This window comes from Buttiauxella noackiae (genome assembly GCF_000737905.1).
GTDB classification, from domain to species: domain Bacteria; phylum Pseudomonadota; class Gammaproteobacteria; order Enterobacterales; family Enterobacteriaceae; genus Buttiauxella; species Buttiauxella noackiae.
Genome location: NZ_JPRU01000001.1, coordinates 1,568,564 through 1,582,391, shown reverse-complemented (window position 1 = coordinate 1,582,391; position 13,828 = coordinate 1,568,564). Strand labels below are relative to the sequence as shown.

At 48.8% G+C, this 13,828-nt stretch carries 10 protein-coding genes and 6 tRNA genes; 2 read left to right on the top strand and 14 right to left on the bottom strand.

The features are described 5' to 3' along the window. Positions 1-10: 10 nt before the first annotated feature. From ybeY to miaB, 3 genes are all read right to left on the bottom strand, one after another. Positions 11-478, bottom strand: a complete 468-nt coding sequence (ybeY, locus tag IX31_RS07275; protein ID WP_034456694.1) for an rRNA maturation RNase YbeY — start codon at positions 476-478, stop codon at positions 11-13. Continuing rightward, the gene (locus tag IX31_RS07270) at positions 475-1,536 is read right to left on the bottom strand and encodes a PhoH family protein (protein ID WP_034456693.1); all 1,062 of its coding nucleotides are present in this window, start codon (positions 1,534-1,536) and stop codon (positions 475-477) included. The genes ybeY and IX31_RS07270 overlap by 4 nt, the downstream gene beginning before the upstream one ends. 224 nt (positions 1,537-1,760) lie before the next feature. Then, positions 1,761-3,188 (bottom strand): tRNA (N6-isopentenyl adenosine(37)-C2)-methylthiotransferase MiaB, encoded by a 1,428-nt coding sequence (gene miaB, locus IX31_RS07265; protein ID WP_034456692.1) that lies wholly within the window; start codon positions 3,186-3,188, stop codon positions 1,761-1,763. A 126-nt stretch (positions 3,189-3,314) separates the two neighbouring features. Between miaB and ubiF the strand changes: the two genes are divergently transcribed. After that, positions 3,315-4,490, top strand: a complete 1,176-nt coding sequence (gene ubiF, locus IX31_RS07260) for a 3-demethoxyubiquinol 3-hydroxylase (RefSeq protein ID WP_034456691.1) — start codon at positions 3,315-3,317, stop codon at positions 4,488-4,490. Between the two features lie 102 nt (positions 4,491-4,592). Here the strand turns inward: ubiF and IX31_RS07255 are convergent. From IX31_RS07255 to nagB, 11 genes are all read right to left on the bottom strand, one after another. Further along, positions 4,593-4,667 (bottom strand) — tRNA-Gln (locus IX31_RS07255). Positions 4,668-4,673: 6 nt separating this feature from the next. After that, a tRNA-Met gene (locus IX31_RS07250) sits at positions 4,674-4,750 on the bottom strand. Positions 4,751-4,774: 24 nt separating this feature from the next. Continuing rightward, positions 4,775-4,849, bottom strand: a tRNA-Gln gene (locus IX31_RS07245). Between the two features lie 54 nt (positions 4,850-4,903). Further along, positions 4,904-4,978, bottom strand: a tRNA-Gln gene (locus IX31_RS07240). Between the two features lie 19 nt (positions 4,979-4,997). Beyond that, a tRNA-Leu gene (locus IX31_RS07235) sits at positions 4,998-5,082 on the bottom strand. A gap of 15 nt (positions 5,083-5,097) precedes the next feature. After that, positions 5,098-5,174 (bottom strand) — tRNA-Met (locus IX31_RS07230). A 251-nt stretch (positions 5,175-5,425) separates the two neighbouring features. After that, positions 5,426-7,090 carry an asparagine synthase B gene (gene asnB / locus IX31_RS07225; RefSeq protein ID WP_034456690.1) on the bottom strand — a complete coding sequence of 555 codons (1,665 nt, stop codon included), beginning with the start codon at positions 7,088-7,090 and terminating at the stop codon, positions 5,426-5,428. A gap of 276 nt (positions 7,091-7,366) precedes the next feature. Continuing rightward, positions 7,367-8,119: an HAD-IIA family hydrolase gene (locus IX31_RS07220; RefSeq protein ID WP_034456689.1), complete on the bottom strand. Its 753-nt coding sequence runs from the start codon at positions 8,117-8,119 to the stop codon at positions 7,367-7,369. A 65-nt stretch (positions 8,120-8,184) separates the two neighbouring features. Continuing rightward, entirely contained in the window at positions 8,185-9,405 is a 1,221-nt protein-coding gene (gene nagC / locus IX31_RS07215) for a DNA-binding transcriptional regulator NagC (RefSeq protein WP_034456688.1), read from the bottom strand. 7 nt (positions 9,406-9,412) lie between these two features. After that, a complete protein-coding gene (nagA, locus tag IX31_RS07210) occupies positions 9,413-10,561 on the bottom strand; it encodes an N-acetylglucosamine-6-phosphate deacetylase (RefSeq protein WP_034456686.1) in 1,149 nt (382 codons plus the stop codon). An 83-nt stretch (positions 10,562-10,644) separates the two neighbouring features. Further along, the gene (gene nagB, locus IX31_RS07205; RefSeq protein ID WP_034456684.1) at positions 10,645-11,445 is read right to left on the bottom strand and encodes a glucosamine-6-phosphate deaminase; all 801 of its coding nucleotides are present in this window, start codon (positions 11,443-11,445) and stop codon (positions 10,645-10,647) included. A 334-nt stretch (positions 11,446-11,779) separates the two neighbouring features. On the opposite strand from nagB, the gene nagE reads away from it, so the two are divergent. Continuing rightward, positions 11,780-13,801, top strand: coding sequence for an N-acetylglucosamine-specific PTS transporter subunit IIBC (gene nagE, locus IX31_RS07200; protein WP_034456682.1), 2,022 nt, complete (start codon positions 11,780-11,782; stop codon positions 13,799-13,801). Positions 13,802-13,828: the final 27 nt, after the last annotated feature.

The window sequence follows — 13,828 nt, the reverse complement described above, 5'->3', positions numbered from 1 at the left end:
CCTACGGAGACTATTCTTTCTCGGCAATGTACGGATCAGCATACCCAAGAGCAAGCATTATCTCTGTTTCCAGGGATTCCATCTCTTCGGCTTCTTCGTCTTCAATGTGATCATAGCCAAGCAGATGCAGACTGCCGTGGATGACCATATGTGCCCAATGCGCATCCAGCGGTTTTTGCTGCTCTTTTGCTTCTTGTTCCACGACCTGACGGCAAATAATCAGGTCGCCCAACAGCGGCAGTTCAATGCCCGGAGGCGCTTCGAACGGGAATGACAGCACGTTAGTGGATTTATCTTTACCACGGTAGGTGAGATTCAGATCGTGGCTCTCAGCGTCATCCACCAGGCGAATTGTGACTTCTGACTCTTCCTGAAATTGTGGAATGACCGCATCAAGCCATGCCTGAAATTGTTCTTCCGTAGGCAGGCCGTTTGCATCTTCACACGCGACCTGTAAATCCAGTATAACCTGACTCATTTACTCTCCTGAGCGGCGGCATTAATTGCCATCGCTTCTCGCTTGCGCTCTGCTGCGAGTTCATCTTTACGAACCTGTTCCGCGTTTTCCCACGCTTCATAGGCATTCACAATGCGTGCTACAACCGGGTGGCGTACCACATCTTCGCTATTAAGGAAGTTAAAACTAATATCATCAACTTCTGCCAGTACGTCGATGGCGTGGCGCAGGCCGGACTTTGTGCTACGTGGCAGGTCAACCTGGGTGATGTCGCCGGTAATCACAGCTTTGGAATTAAAGCCAATACGCGTCAGGAACATCTTCATCTGTTCGATGGTGGTGTTCTGACTTTCATCCAGAATGATAAACGCATCGTTTAGCGTACGGCCGCGCATGTAAGCCAGCGGCGCGACTTCGATAACGTTACGCTCCATCAGCTTTTCAACGCGCTCAAAACCAAGCATTTCAAACAGTGCGTCGTATAACGGGCGCAAATAAGGATCAACTTTCTGGCTTAAATCGCCAGGCAGAAAGCCCAGCTTTTCACCGGCTTCAACGGCTGGGCGCGTAAGCAGGATACGACGGATATCCTGGCGTTCCAGCGCATCAACGGCTGCCGCAACAGCGAGGTAAGTTTTACCTGTACCTGCAGGGCCAACGCCAAAAGTAATGTCGTGGTCGAGAATATTGGCGATGTATTGTGCCTGGTTTGGTGTGCGCGGTTTGATGACGCCACGTTTGGTCTTAATGTTGACCGCTTTGCCGTACTCCGGAACGCTTTCAGCAGACTGTTCCAGCACGCGAATTTCTTTAATGGCGAGGTGGATTTGTTCAGGGGTTATATCCTGAATTTCGCCACGCATCGGTGCAGTATCGACATATAGATTGCGCAGAATATCTGCGGCAGCATTAACCAGAATCGGTCGACCTGTGAGTTTGAAGTCATAGTCACGACGGTTGATCTCGATGCCCAGCCGACGTTCAAGCTGCTTGATGTTGTCATCAAATGGGCCACACAGGCTTAGCAGACGCGCATTGTCTGCGGGTTCTAGCGTAATTTCACGTGTCTCGATATTCAAACTTATCCTCGCAGGGCCAGTAGAATGTATTGCTGCACTATTTATTGCAGTACTTATTGCAGTTCATAAAAAGTGCAGGCCATAAAAAAGATTATTTACGGCGACGGCTGATGGCGCAAGCCTGGTTTTTGATATTTGGGTGGCGGGTTCAGAATGCAACTGCAAATAATGAAAAACTCAGCGGAACACGGAGTTAGCGAACCGCTGAACTTTAAAGAGCGGCGTTAAGGCTGATAAATCCCTACGCCGATCTCATTCTCTTTACGTGTGCGTGCAATAACTGACTCAGGAGACTCGGCAATACGCAGCCCCATCTCATCTTCGGTGCGCACAACCTTACCGCGCAGCGAGTTGTTCGTCGCCACTTCAGTAATTTCGACATCAACAAATTTACCTACCATATCCGGCGTGCCTGCGAAGTTGACGCCACGGTTGTTTTCGGAACGTCCGGTCAGCTCCATGATATTTCTGCGTGATGTGCCTTCGACAAGGACACGCTGAATGGTGCCAACCATCTTACGGCTATATTCCATGGCCTGTTGGTTGATACGCTCTTGCAGAATATAGAGGCGCTGTAATTTCTCTGCTTCTGGCACGTCATCAACCATATCGGCGGCTGGTGTGCCCGGTCGAGAAGAAAAGACGAAGCTGTAGCTCACGTCAAAATTCACATCGCCAATGACTTTCATGGTTTGCTCGAAGTCCTGCTGGGTTTCGCCAGGGAAGCCAACAATGAAATCAGAACTAATTTGAATGTCAGGACGTACGGCACGCAGCTTGCGAATAATTGATTTGTATTCAAGAGCTGTATGGGTACGGCCCATCAGGTTTAGCACACGGTCGGATCCACACTGGATCGGCAAGTGCAGGAAACTCACCAGTTCAGGTGTGTCGCGATAAACCTCAATGATATCGTCAGTGAATTCAATTGGGTGGCTGGTAGTGAAACGAATACGATCAATACCGTCAATTGCTGCAACCAGGCGCAGTAGTTCAGCGAATGAACAGATACCGCCATCGAAAGAAGGCCCTCGGTAAGCATTCACGTTCTGGCCGAGCAGGTTAACTTCACGCACGCCTTGCGCTGCGAGCTGTGCGATTTCAAACAGCACATCATCACATGGACGGTTCACTTCCTCACCACGTGTATAAGGCACCACGCAGTAAGTACAATACTTGTTACAGCCTTCCATAATAGAAACGAATGCTGTCGGGCCATCGGCTTTTGGCTCTGGCAGCCGGTCAAACTTTTCGATTTCAGGGAAGCTGACATCGACGATTGGGCTGCGGTTACCGCGAACTTTGTTGATCATTTCAGGCAAGCGGTGCAGCGTCTGCGGCCCGAAAACAATATCAACATAGTGTGCACGGCTACGAATCAGTTTACCTTCCTGGGAAGCAACACAGCCACCAACACCGATAATGATGTCGGGATTTTTGCGCTTTAAGAGTTTCCAACGGCCAAGCAGATGGAACACTTTTTCCTGGGCTTTTTCACGGATAGAGCAGGTATTAAGCAGCAATACGTCTGCTTCTTTTGGGTTATCCGTAAGCGTATAGCCATGCGTGCTATTCAGCAGATCGGCCATCTTCGATGAATCGTATTCGTTCATCTGACAGCCCCAGGTTTTGATATGGAGTTTTTTTGTCATCGACTTGCCATTGCTCAGTTGAAGCCAGGAATTCAGGCCGCGTATTGTAATGCTTTGGCCTTGATGTGACCAGCTTGCTTAAAAATCCGGTAGAATCAGCATAGACAATTTAAGGACAAACTCATCATGTTGAATCAGTCAATTGATGTCGTGGTAGTTGGCGGGGGGATGGTCGGCGCGGCCGCCGCCCTTGGTCTTGCGCAAAATGGTTTTCAGGTGGCGGTAATTGAGCAGCAGGCACCTGCAGCATTTGATCCTGCAAGCCAGCCTGATGTACGTATTTCTGCGATCAGCAGTGCATCGGTCGGATTGCTGAAATCACTCGGCGTCTGGGATGCTATCCGGGCAATGCGTAGCCACGCGTATCGTCAGCTCGAAACTTGGGAGTGGGAAAGCGCCCACGTCAGCTTTAAAGCACAAGAGGTAGGGCTGCCAGAATTGGGCTACATGGTGGAAAACCAGGTTTTACAGCTCGCATTGTGGCAGGAGCTGGAGGCCCATTCGAACGTCACGTTGGTTTGCCCTGCACACATTGAACGTATGCACGGGCAGGCAGGGAATTGGACGCTACATTTTGCGGATGAGCAAACACTAACGGTTCCGATGGTGATTGGCGCAGATGGTGCAAATTCGCAAGTGCGCCGTTGGGCTGGAATTGGTATTCATGCCTGGCAGTATCGTCAGTCGTGCATGCTCATTACGGTAAAATGCGAACAAGCACCAGGTGATAGCACCTGGCAGCATTTTACGCCGAACGGACCCCACGCATTTTTGCCGCTATTTGATAACTGGGCTTCACTGGTCTGGTACGACTCCCCGGCACGCATCCGCCAGTTGCAAAATATGACAATGCCACAACTGCAAAAAGCGATTGAGGCGAGTTTCCCGGAGCGTTTAGGTAAAGTAACACCGGTTGCCAGTGGCGCATTCCCGCTGACTCGTCGCCATGCATTGCAATACACCCAGCAAGGGCTGGCATTAATTGGTGATGCAGCGCATACCATTCATCCGTTAGCCGGGCAGGGGGTGAATCTTGGTTATCGTGATGTGGAAGCTTTACTTGATGTGATGATTAAAGCGCGTAGCTACGGAGAGAACTGGGCAGATTCACGCGTGCTAAAACGCTACCAGACGCGTAGGCAGGCCGATAATTTCCTGATGCAAAGTGGAATGGATCTATTTTACGCAGGTTTCAGCAATACATTAGGGCCATTGCGAGTGATTCGAAACTTAGGGTTGATGGCGGCTGAACGTGGTGGGGTACTTAAACGCCAGGCGTTGAAGTATGCATTAGGATTATGAGTCGGTAAATTTCCTCTGGTCGGATTAGCGTAAGCGACATCCGACATTCATTTTACCAAAAGCAGAAAAGCAGAAAGCTCGCCGAAGCGAGCTTTTCATTTTTGGCTGGGGTACGAGGATTCGAACCTCGGAATGCTGGTATCAGAAACCAGAGCCTTACCGCTTGGCGATACCCCAAAAATATGGTGGCTACTACGGGAATCGAACCTGTGACCCCATCATTATGAGTGATGTGCTCTAACCAGCTGAGCTAAGTAGCCTAATTTTAAAACTATTTCTTCGACTGGCTGGGGTACCTGGATTCGAACCAGGGAATGCCGGTATCAAAAACCGGTGCCTTACCGCTTGGCGATACCCCAACTTTGGGTGCACAAAACTAACGTGCTATGTCGAAAACTGCTATGTCAAAAAAGTGGCTGGGGTACCTGGATTCGAACCAGGGAATGCCGGTATCAAAAACCGGTGCCTTACCGCTTGGCGATACCCCATCCGTGCAACGCTTTAAAATGGTGCGGGAGGCGAGACTTGAACTCGCACACCTTGCGGCGCCAGAACCTAAATCTGGTGCGTCTACCAATTTCGCCACTCCCGCGCTAAAAAAGAATAATGGTGGCTACTACGGGAATCGAACCTGTGACCCCATCATTATGAGTGATGTGCTCTAACCAGCTGAGCTAAGTAGCCTTCTTTTTTTCTGCGTAACCTTATCGGCGTTGCGGGGCGCATTATGCGTAGTTGGCCTTCTAGCGTCAACAAATTTTTTCCCGAAAAGTCGCTGAAATTGTCTGTTTGACTAGCTTACGAACAGCTTGATGCAATATTCGTCAATTATCGGTTATTTCGTGGTTTTATCTGATGAAAAACCCCGAATCAGGGGGGGAGATATTGTAGAAACAAAAACGGGCCCGTAGGCCCGTGTGTTTAATTTTGCTCGCTTATTTGTAAGCGGACTGGTGAACGCCTACTGCACGGCCTGATGGATCATTCATTGTTTTGAATGCTTCATCCCATTCGATGGCCTTAGCTGAAGAACAGGCAACAGATGGGCCACCTGGAACGCACTGCGCAGCGCTTGGCAGTGGGAATAACTCTTCAAAGATTTCACGATACAAATAAGCTTCTTTAGAGCCTGGTGTGTTGTACGGGAAACGATAGCTCGCGGTTTCCAGTTGTTGATCGGTTACCTGGCCTGCAGCAACTTCTTTCAACGTGTCAATCCAGCTGTAACCTACACCATCAGAGAATTGCTCTTTCTGACGCCATGCGACGCTTGCTGGCAGGTAAGATTCAAAACATTCACGCAGGATATGTTTTTCCATCTTGCCGTTGCCGCACATTTTGTCTTTCGGGTTGATGCGCATAGCCACATCAAGGAATTTCTTGTCCAGGAACGGTACGCGAGCTTCAACACCCCAGGCCGACATCGCTTTGTTAGCACGCGCACAGTCAAACATATGCAGTGCCTGGAGCTTGCGAACAGTCTCTTCGTGCAGCTCTTTATCGTTAGGTGCTTTATGGAAGTACAGGTAGCCGCCAAACACTTCGTCAGAACCTTCACCAGACAGCACCATTTTGATGCCCATGGCCTTGATTTTGCGCGACATCAAATACATTGGGGTCGATGCACGAATGGTCGTCACATCGTAAGTTTCAATGTGATAGATAACATCACGAATCGCATCCAGGCCTTCTTGCACTGTGAAATGGATTTCGTGGTGAACGGTGCCTAAGTGATTTGCCACTTCTTGTGCTGCTTTCAGATCAGGGGAACCCACTAAACCGACAGCAAAAGAGTGTAACTGCGGCCACCAGGCTTCAGAACGTTCTTCATCTTCTACGCGGCGAGCAGCAAATTTCTTGGTGATAGCCGAGATAACAGAGGAATCCAGACCACCAGACAGCAGCACGCCGTATGGAACGTCAGACATCAGGTGGCTTTTTACGGAATCTTCCAGTGCCTGACGAAGTTCGTTTTTATCAGTAACGTTATCTTTTACCGCATCGTATTCGAACCAGTCGCGCTGATAATAGCTGCGGATTTCACCATCTTTACTCCACAGGTAGCTGCCAGCCGGGAACTCTTTAATTGTGCGGCAAACAGGAACCAGCGCTTTCATTTCTGAAGCTACATACATGTTGCCGTGTTCATCATGACCCATATACAAAGGGATGATACCGATATGGTCACGACCAATCAGGTAGGCGTCTTGTTTTTCGTCATAGAGAATGAAGGCAAACATACCTTGCAGATCGTCGAGGAATTCTGGGCCTTTTTCCTGATAAAGCGCGAGGATAACCTCACAATCGGAACCGGTCTGGAATTCGTAACGGTCACCATATTCTGCACGCAGAGCCTGATGGTTGTAGATTTCACCGTTCACAGCCAGAGCGTGAGTTTTTTCTTTATTGTACAGCGGCTGTGCACCGGCATTAACGTCAACAATAGAGAGGCGTTCATGGGAAAGAATGGCTTTATCGTTAGCGTAAACACCAGACCAGTCTGGGCCACGGTGGCGCATCAGGCGAGATAACTCGAGTGCCTTCTTACGCAGTTCGACCGCATCGGTCTTGATATCCAGAACACCAAAAATTGAACACATAGAATTCTCTCCGTAATGCTTCTTTGAGCCATTAAATTGTTTTGTTGCATTGCATGACTATGAAAATGCGCAATCATTGACGTGAATGCAAGTCCTTTAGTCCTAGAGGGATAAATAGTTCAATGGTGATTGTTGATTACTGAAAAATGATGATGAAATAAGCAGAATAATTAACGGATCAGCAATTATTGGTGGAATTGTCAGGCGGGCATTTAGTGAAATAGAAAATGATTGTTGAATCGATAAAACGCCCGGCAATACCGGGCGAATCATGAATTAGATAATGTCTACTTCAGCCACAGAGGGATAAATCCACGAAGGGCGGAATGGCATGGCATCGATATCATTCAGTGTCGAAACACCTGACAGCACGAGAATTGTTTCTAAACCTGCCTGGAAACCGGCAAGAATATCGGTTCGTAGGTTATCGCCGACAATCACCGTGTGCTCAGAATGTGCCTGCATCTTGTTAAGCGCTGCGCGAATAATCCATGGGCTTGGTTTTCCAACACAGAATGGTTTGCGGCCCGAAATTTTCTCGATACCTGCGCAAAGCGCACCACAGGCTGGATAGTAACCACGGCCATGTGTATCAGGGTTAGTTGCGATAAAGCGCGCACCGTTTGCGACGAAGTAGGCGGCCTTGTGCATCATTTCCCAGTTATAAGAGCGGGTTTCACCGACGATGACAAAGTCAGGATTGATATCGGTGATAGTAAAGCCTGCTTTATACAGTTCATGAATCAACGCACCTTCACCGACAACGTACGCTTTTTTCCCTTCCTGACGGCGCAGGAAATCCGCGGTTGCCATCGCTGAGGTGTAAAAGACGCTATCAGGAACATCAATGCCTGCCGAAGCAAAACGGTTTGCCAGATCCTGGCCGGTTTGAGACGGGTAATTGGTCAACAGGACCAGCGGCATACCCTTTTCCATGATGCGCGCTAAGAATTCATTAGCGCCTGGTACGGCGACGTTGTCGTGCATCAGCACGCCGTCAATATCACAAATTACATTCTGAATGGTCATCGACTACTCGGGCTCACCTGAAAGGAAGGCGTAACTATAGCGTAAAAAGGCCAGTGTCTGGGCTACTAACTTTCCAGCAAACGTTGAAGCAGAACGCCATTTAGCATCGAGCGTTTTACCAAAGCAAAGGCACCAATGGCTGAACGGTCATCAAGTTTTGAGCGCACAACGGGCAGGTTCTTACGGAATGCTTTCAATACCTGAGTATTAATGCAGGCTTCGATAGCGGGAAGAAGCACTTTTTCAGCTTCAATGATTTCCCCGGCAATGACCACTTTTTGCGGGTTAAACAGGTTAATTGCGATGGAAATGGCTTTACCTAAGTGGCGACCTACATGTTCAATCACTTCGCAGGCCAGCGGATCGCCTTTGTTCGCAGCTTTACAAATCGCGGTAATATCGCAATCTTCAAGTGTCAGGCGGCTGTTATAACCTTGCTCAAGTAAATGGCGTACGCGGTGTTCAATCGCAGCATTGGCCGCAATAGTTTCCAGGCAACCAAAGTTTCCGCAGTGGCAGCGCTCGCCTAATGGATCAACCTGAATGTGGCCAATCTCACCAACGTTGCCGTTGCGACCAATAAAAATACGCCCGTTAGACAAAATACCGGCACCTGTCCCCCGATGCACACGCACCAAAATGGAGTCATCGCAGTCATGTGTTGCACCAAAATAGTGCTCTGCAAGCGCCAGGCTACGGATATCGTGGCCAACATAACAGGTCACTTTGAACTGTTTTTCCAGGCTATCGACTAACGACCAGTTATTGACCTGGATGTGAGGCATGTAACGAATCACACCGCTTTCAGGATCGACCAGACCCGGCAGGATTACCGAAATCGCAATCAACTCACGCATTTTACGTGTATTGAGCTCGATAAATTGGGCAATGGCATTTAGCAGGGCGTGCTCTAGCGTTTCCTGAGTTCGTTCAGGAAGAGAGTAGTGCTCTTCGGCGATCGGTTTAGCGCTGAGGTCAAATAACGTGATGGTTGCATCGTGGCGGCCAAGACGCACGCCAATAGCATGGAAATTGCGGGTTTCAGTGATAATTGAGATAGCGCGGCGGCCCCCGGTGGAAGCCTGTTGATCAACTTCTTTGATCAGTCCGCGCTCAATTAACTGGCGAGTAATTTTCGTGACGCTGGCAGGTGCTAGCTGGCTCTGTTCGGCAATCTGAATGCGAGAGATTGGCCCATGTTGGTCAATCAGGCGATATACCGCCGCGCTATTCAGTTGTTTTACCAGATCGACATTACCAATTTGAGCCTGTCCGCCAGTCGTCATGCCTTAATTACTCAGTTACGACCTCGTTACCATTAACAAAGGTCTTGGTTATTTTAAAATCGCGGGTAAAGGTCGTCAGGTTGGCGACTTTTCCTGCTTCAATAGTACCTAATTGCTGCTCAACACCCATTGCACGGGCAGGGTAAAGAGTGGCCATACGCAACACTTCGTCTAATGCGATGCCAGCATGCTCAACCAGGTTGCACACCCCTTCAATCATCGTCAGGGCTGAGCCGCTCAGCGTACCGTTCTCATCTACGCATAAACCGTCACGGTAGTATATTGTTTTTCCTGCGAAAATGAATTCATCGATATTTGCGCCAGCAGGAGCCGTTGCATCAGTCACCAGGCACAGCTTATCGCCTTTGACCTTTTTCGCAGTACGAATATTGGCATAGTCCACATGCAAACCATCGGCAATGATACCGCAGTAAACATCTGGTTCATCAAAAATTGCCCCAGCAAGACCCGGTTCGCGACCCGTAATATATGGCATTGCATTGAAAAGGTGGGTTGCAAAGGTGATGCCTGCACGAAAGCCGACTTTGGCTTCTTTTACAGTGGCATTGGAGTGCCCGGCTGAAACGATAATGCCGGAAGCAACCAGTTTGCTAATCACTTCTGGTGCGACCATCTCTGGAGCCAAAGTGACTTTAGTGATGACATCTGCGTTTTGGCACAGGAAATCAACCAGTTCTGCATCAGGTTTACGCACGAAGCTTGGATTGTGCGTTCCTTTTTTCACCATGTTTAACCATGGGCCTTCAAGGTGCAGACCGAGTGCCTGGTGCTGATACTTCGCCAGGTATTCGCGCATCACTTTCACGCCTTGCTTCATCAGCTCATCGCTGCTGGTGATAAGCGTCGGTAAGTAGCTGGTGCAGCCAGAACGCTCGTTGGCTTTCTGCATGATTTCCAGAGTTTCAACGGTAACCGCATCTGCGGAATCGTTGAACTGAACGCCGCCACAACCGTTAAGTTGCACATCAATAAAACCGGGGGCGATGATTGCACCACCCACATCGCGAGTCTCAATACCCGCAGGGAGATCTGAGCGCGGGCAAACGCGTTCAATCAGGCCGTTCGCGATAACAACCGCGTGATCATCAAGAATTTCATGGCCGGTATAAATCCGACCGTGAGTTAATGCAAACATAGTTACCCCCGGTTATACCCGTCATACTTCAAGCTGCAGCGACGTTGGCTGCAACTCGAATTATTTAAGGTATAAGTAAATATTTAAAGACCTTTGATGTTTTCTGCTTCGAGCTCATTGAAGTATTTGAGCGTCTTCACTTTGAGTTCCATGGTAGATGGCTCATCACACACAACCACTGCTTTAGGGTGAAGTTGCAGGCAGCTAATAGTCCACATGTGATTGACGTTGCCTTCGACAGCAGCTTGCAGAGCTTGCGCTTTCAGATGACCAATTACCAAAATCATCACTTCTTCAGCATCAAGCAGAGTGCCCACGCCCACAGTCAGTGCAAATTTTGGAACCTGAGTCACGTCGCCATCAAAGAAACGAGAGTTTGCAACACGGGTGTCATGAGTCAGCGTTTTGATACGAGTACGCGAAGCCAGAGAAGAAGCAGGTTCGTTGAACGCGATGTGACCATCGTTGCCCACGCCACCCATAAACAGGTGAATTTTACCGTATGAACGAATTTTTTCTTCATAACGACGGCACTCTGCGTCAACATCATCAGCATTGCCATTCAGCAGGTTGATATTTTCCGCTGGAATATCAACATGATCAAAGAAATTACGGTGCATAAACGTATGATAGCTTTCTGGATGCTCTTTTGGCAGGCCAACGTATTCATCCATATTGAAGGTGACGACGTTTTTAAAGCTAACCTGGCCCGCTTTATGCATCTCTACCAGCGCTTTGTACGCTTCAAGAGGAGTACCGCCGGTTGGCAGGCCCAGTACGAAAGGACGATCTGCTGTCGGGTTAAACGCATTGATACGCTTAACGATATGGCGTGCTGCCCATTTGCCAACTTGCGCTGGAGTAGCCAGGGGAATCAGTCTCATCATTCACCTCATAAGTTAATAGAAAATAGCTTTAGCCAGATTGATTGTCCGAACCCTCTAAGGGTAAACCAGTTTCGAACCGGTTATTACGGGATCAATCTGCCTTGATTTTTCGGATGATAAAATAAGTTTTAGTCGATAGCTAGCCGAAGGGGAGTGGAATAACAATATTTGGTGATTTTAATCACAAAAAAAGGGTGTTTAATTTGCGATACGAATTAATTTTTCACACACTCTGAAAGTTGGCGAATCTTCGTCATGCTTTCAAGGTTTGTTACACAATAATAAAACTGCTTTGAACGAGCCTTAACGGGGTCTCATAGGGGGAATTAACGTGAGTATTCTAGGTTATATGCAAAAGGTTGGCCGTGCGCTGATGGTGCCGGTAGCCACGCTACCAGCCGCAGCCATTTTAATGGGTGTTGGTTACTGGATTGACCCGGTTAGCTGGGGTGGTGATAGCGCATTAGCTGCGTTGTTCATCAAATCTGGTGCTGCAATCATTGACCACATGGGAGTGCTGTTTGCCATTGGTGTGGCTTACGGTATGTCCAAAGATAAAGATGGTGCTGCTGCACTAACCGGTTTTGTCGGTTTCCTGGTTTTGACGACTCTCTGTTCGCCAGCCGCTGTTTCCATGATCAAACACATTCCGTTGGATCAGGTTCCATTGGCGTTCACTAAAATTGAAAACCAATTTGTGGGCATCATGGTGGGTATTATCTCCGCAGAGTTGTACAACCGTTTCAGCAGCGTTGAGTTGCCGAAAGCGTTGTCCTTCTTCAGCGGTCGTCGCCTGGTTCCAATTCTTACCTCCTTTGTGATGATTGCAGTTGCCTTCATCATGATGTTCATCTGGCCAATCGTTTTCAGCGGCCTGGTGAACTTTGGTGAGCACATCCAGAAAATGGGTTCAATTGGCGCAGGTGTATATGCGTTCTTCAACCGTCTGCTGATTCCAGTTGGTCTGCACCATGCTCTGAACTCCGTGTTCTGGTTTGACGTTGCAGGTATTAACGATATTCCTAAATTCCTTGGCGGTGCTAAATCTATCGCTGAAGGTACTGGTATCGTTGGTATTACTGGCCGTTATCAGGCTGGCTTCTTCCCAATCATGATGTTTGGTCTTCCAGGTGCTGCATTGGCAATCTACCACTGCGCGCGTCCTGAAAATAAAGCCAAAGTATTGGGTATCATGATGGCGGGTGCGTTTGCTGCCTTCTTTACTGGTATCACCGAACCGTTGGAATTCTCCTTCATGTTCGTGGCTCCAGTTCTGTATCTGATTCACGCAGTGCTGACCGGTATCTCTGTATTTATCGCAGCAAGCATGCATTGGATTGCTGGTTTCGGCTTCAGTGCGGGTCTGGTGGATATGGTGCTTTCTTCCCGTAACCCACTGGCAACACATTGGTACATGCTGATTCCACAGGGCATCGTGTTCTTCGCTATTTACTACGTCGTGTTCCGTTTCACTATCACCAAATTCAATCTGTTGACTCCGGGTCGTGAACTGGCAGTTGCAGGGGATGAGACTGATGGTCAGGACGTCAATGTTAGCGCTAGCGCTTCTCAAGATGTGTCTGAGCTGGCTCGTCAGTACATCGCAGCGGTAGGGGGTTCTGCAAACCTGACTGGCATCGATGCATGTATCACTCGTCTGCGTCTGAACGTGAAAGACTCTTCATTGGTTAATGAAGCGTTGGCGAAACGTCTGGGTGCGACCGGTGTTATCCGTCTGAACAAAACAAGTGTGCAAATCATTGTCGGCTTTGTCGCTGAGAAAATTGCTAACTCCATGAAAACTGTCGGTGAAGTTGCTGCAGCTCCTGTGAGTGCGGCGGCTGCGGCACCTGTGGCTGCTGCAAAACCACAAGCAGTTCCAAATGCTGTAACCATTGCAGCTCTGGTTTCACCAGTAACAGGTGACGTGGTTGCGCTGGATCAGGTTCCTGATGAAGCCTTCGCCAGCAAAGCAGTTGGTGATGGTGTTGCTGTTAAGCCAACTGGAAAAACAGTTGTCGCGCCAGCTGCCGGTACTATCGTAAAAATCTTTAATACCAACCATGCGTTCTGTCTGGAAACCGAGAAAGGTGCTGAGATCGTTGTCCATATGGGCATTGATACTGTTGCATTGAACGGCCAGGGCTTTACTCGTCTGGTAGAAGAGGGTGCTGAAGTGGTCGCAGGCCAGCCGATTCTGGAAATGGATCTTGATTTCCTGAATGCGAACGCCCGCTCCATGATTAGTCCAGTAGTTTGTAGCAACATCGACGACTACAGCGGTCTGGTACTCCAGGCGCAAGGTTCTGTTGTTGCAGGGCAAACACCTCTGTACGAAATTAAAGGCAAATAATCGCTCCTGAGTCATAGATTGTGCCTT

Excerpts from the sequence above, each read along its gene's own strand:
- ybeY (WP_034456694.1), bottom strand. The coding sequence starts at position 478 with ATGAGTCAGGTTATACTGGATTTACAGGTCGCGTGTGAAGATGCAAAC.
- miaB (WP_034456692.1), bottom strand. The coding sequence starts at position 3,188 with ATGACAAAAAAACTCCATATCAAAACCTGGGGCTGTCAGATGAACGAA.
- ubiF (WP_034456691.1), top strand. The coding sequence starts at position 3,315 with ATGTTGAATCAGTCAATTGATGTCGTGGTAGTTGGCGGGGGGATGGTC.
- asnB (WP_034456690.1), bottom strand. The coding sequence starts at position 7,090 with ATGTGTTCAATTTTTGGTGTTCTGGATATCAAGACCGATGCGGTCGAA.
- IX31_RS07220 (WP_034456689.1), bottom strand. The coding sequence starts at position 8,119 with ATGACCATTCAGAATGTAATTTGTGATATTGACGGCGTGCTGATGCAC.
- nagC (WP_034456688.1), bottom strand. The coding sequence starts at position 9,405 with ATGACGACTGGCGGACAGGCTCAAATTGGTAATGTCGATCTGGTAAAA.
- nagA (WP_034456686.1), bottom strand. The coding sequence starts at position 10,561 with ATGTTTGCATTAACTCACGGTCGGATTTATACCGGCCATGAAATTCTT.
- nagB (WP_034456684.1), bottom strand. The coding sequence starts at position 11,445 with ATGAGACTGATTCCCCTGGCTACTCCAGCGCAAGTTGGCAAATGGGCA.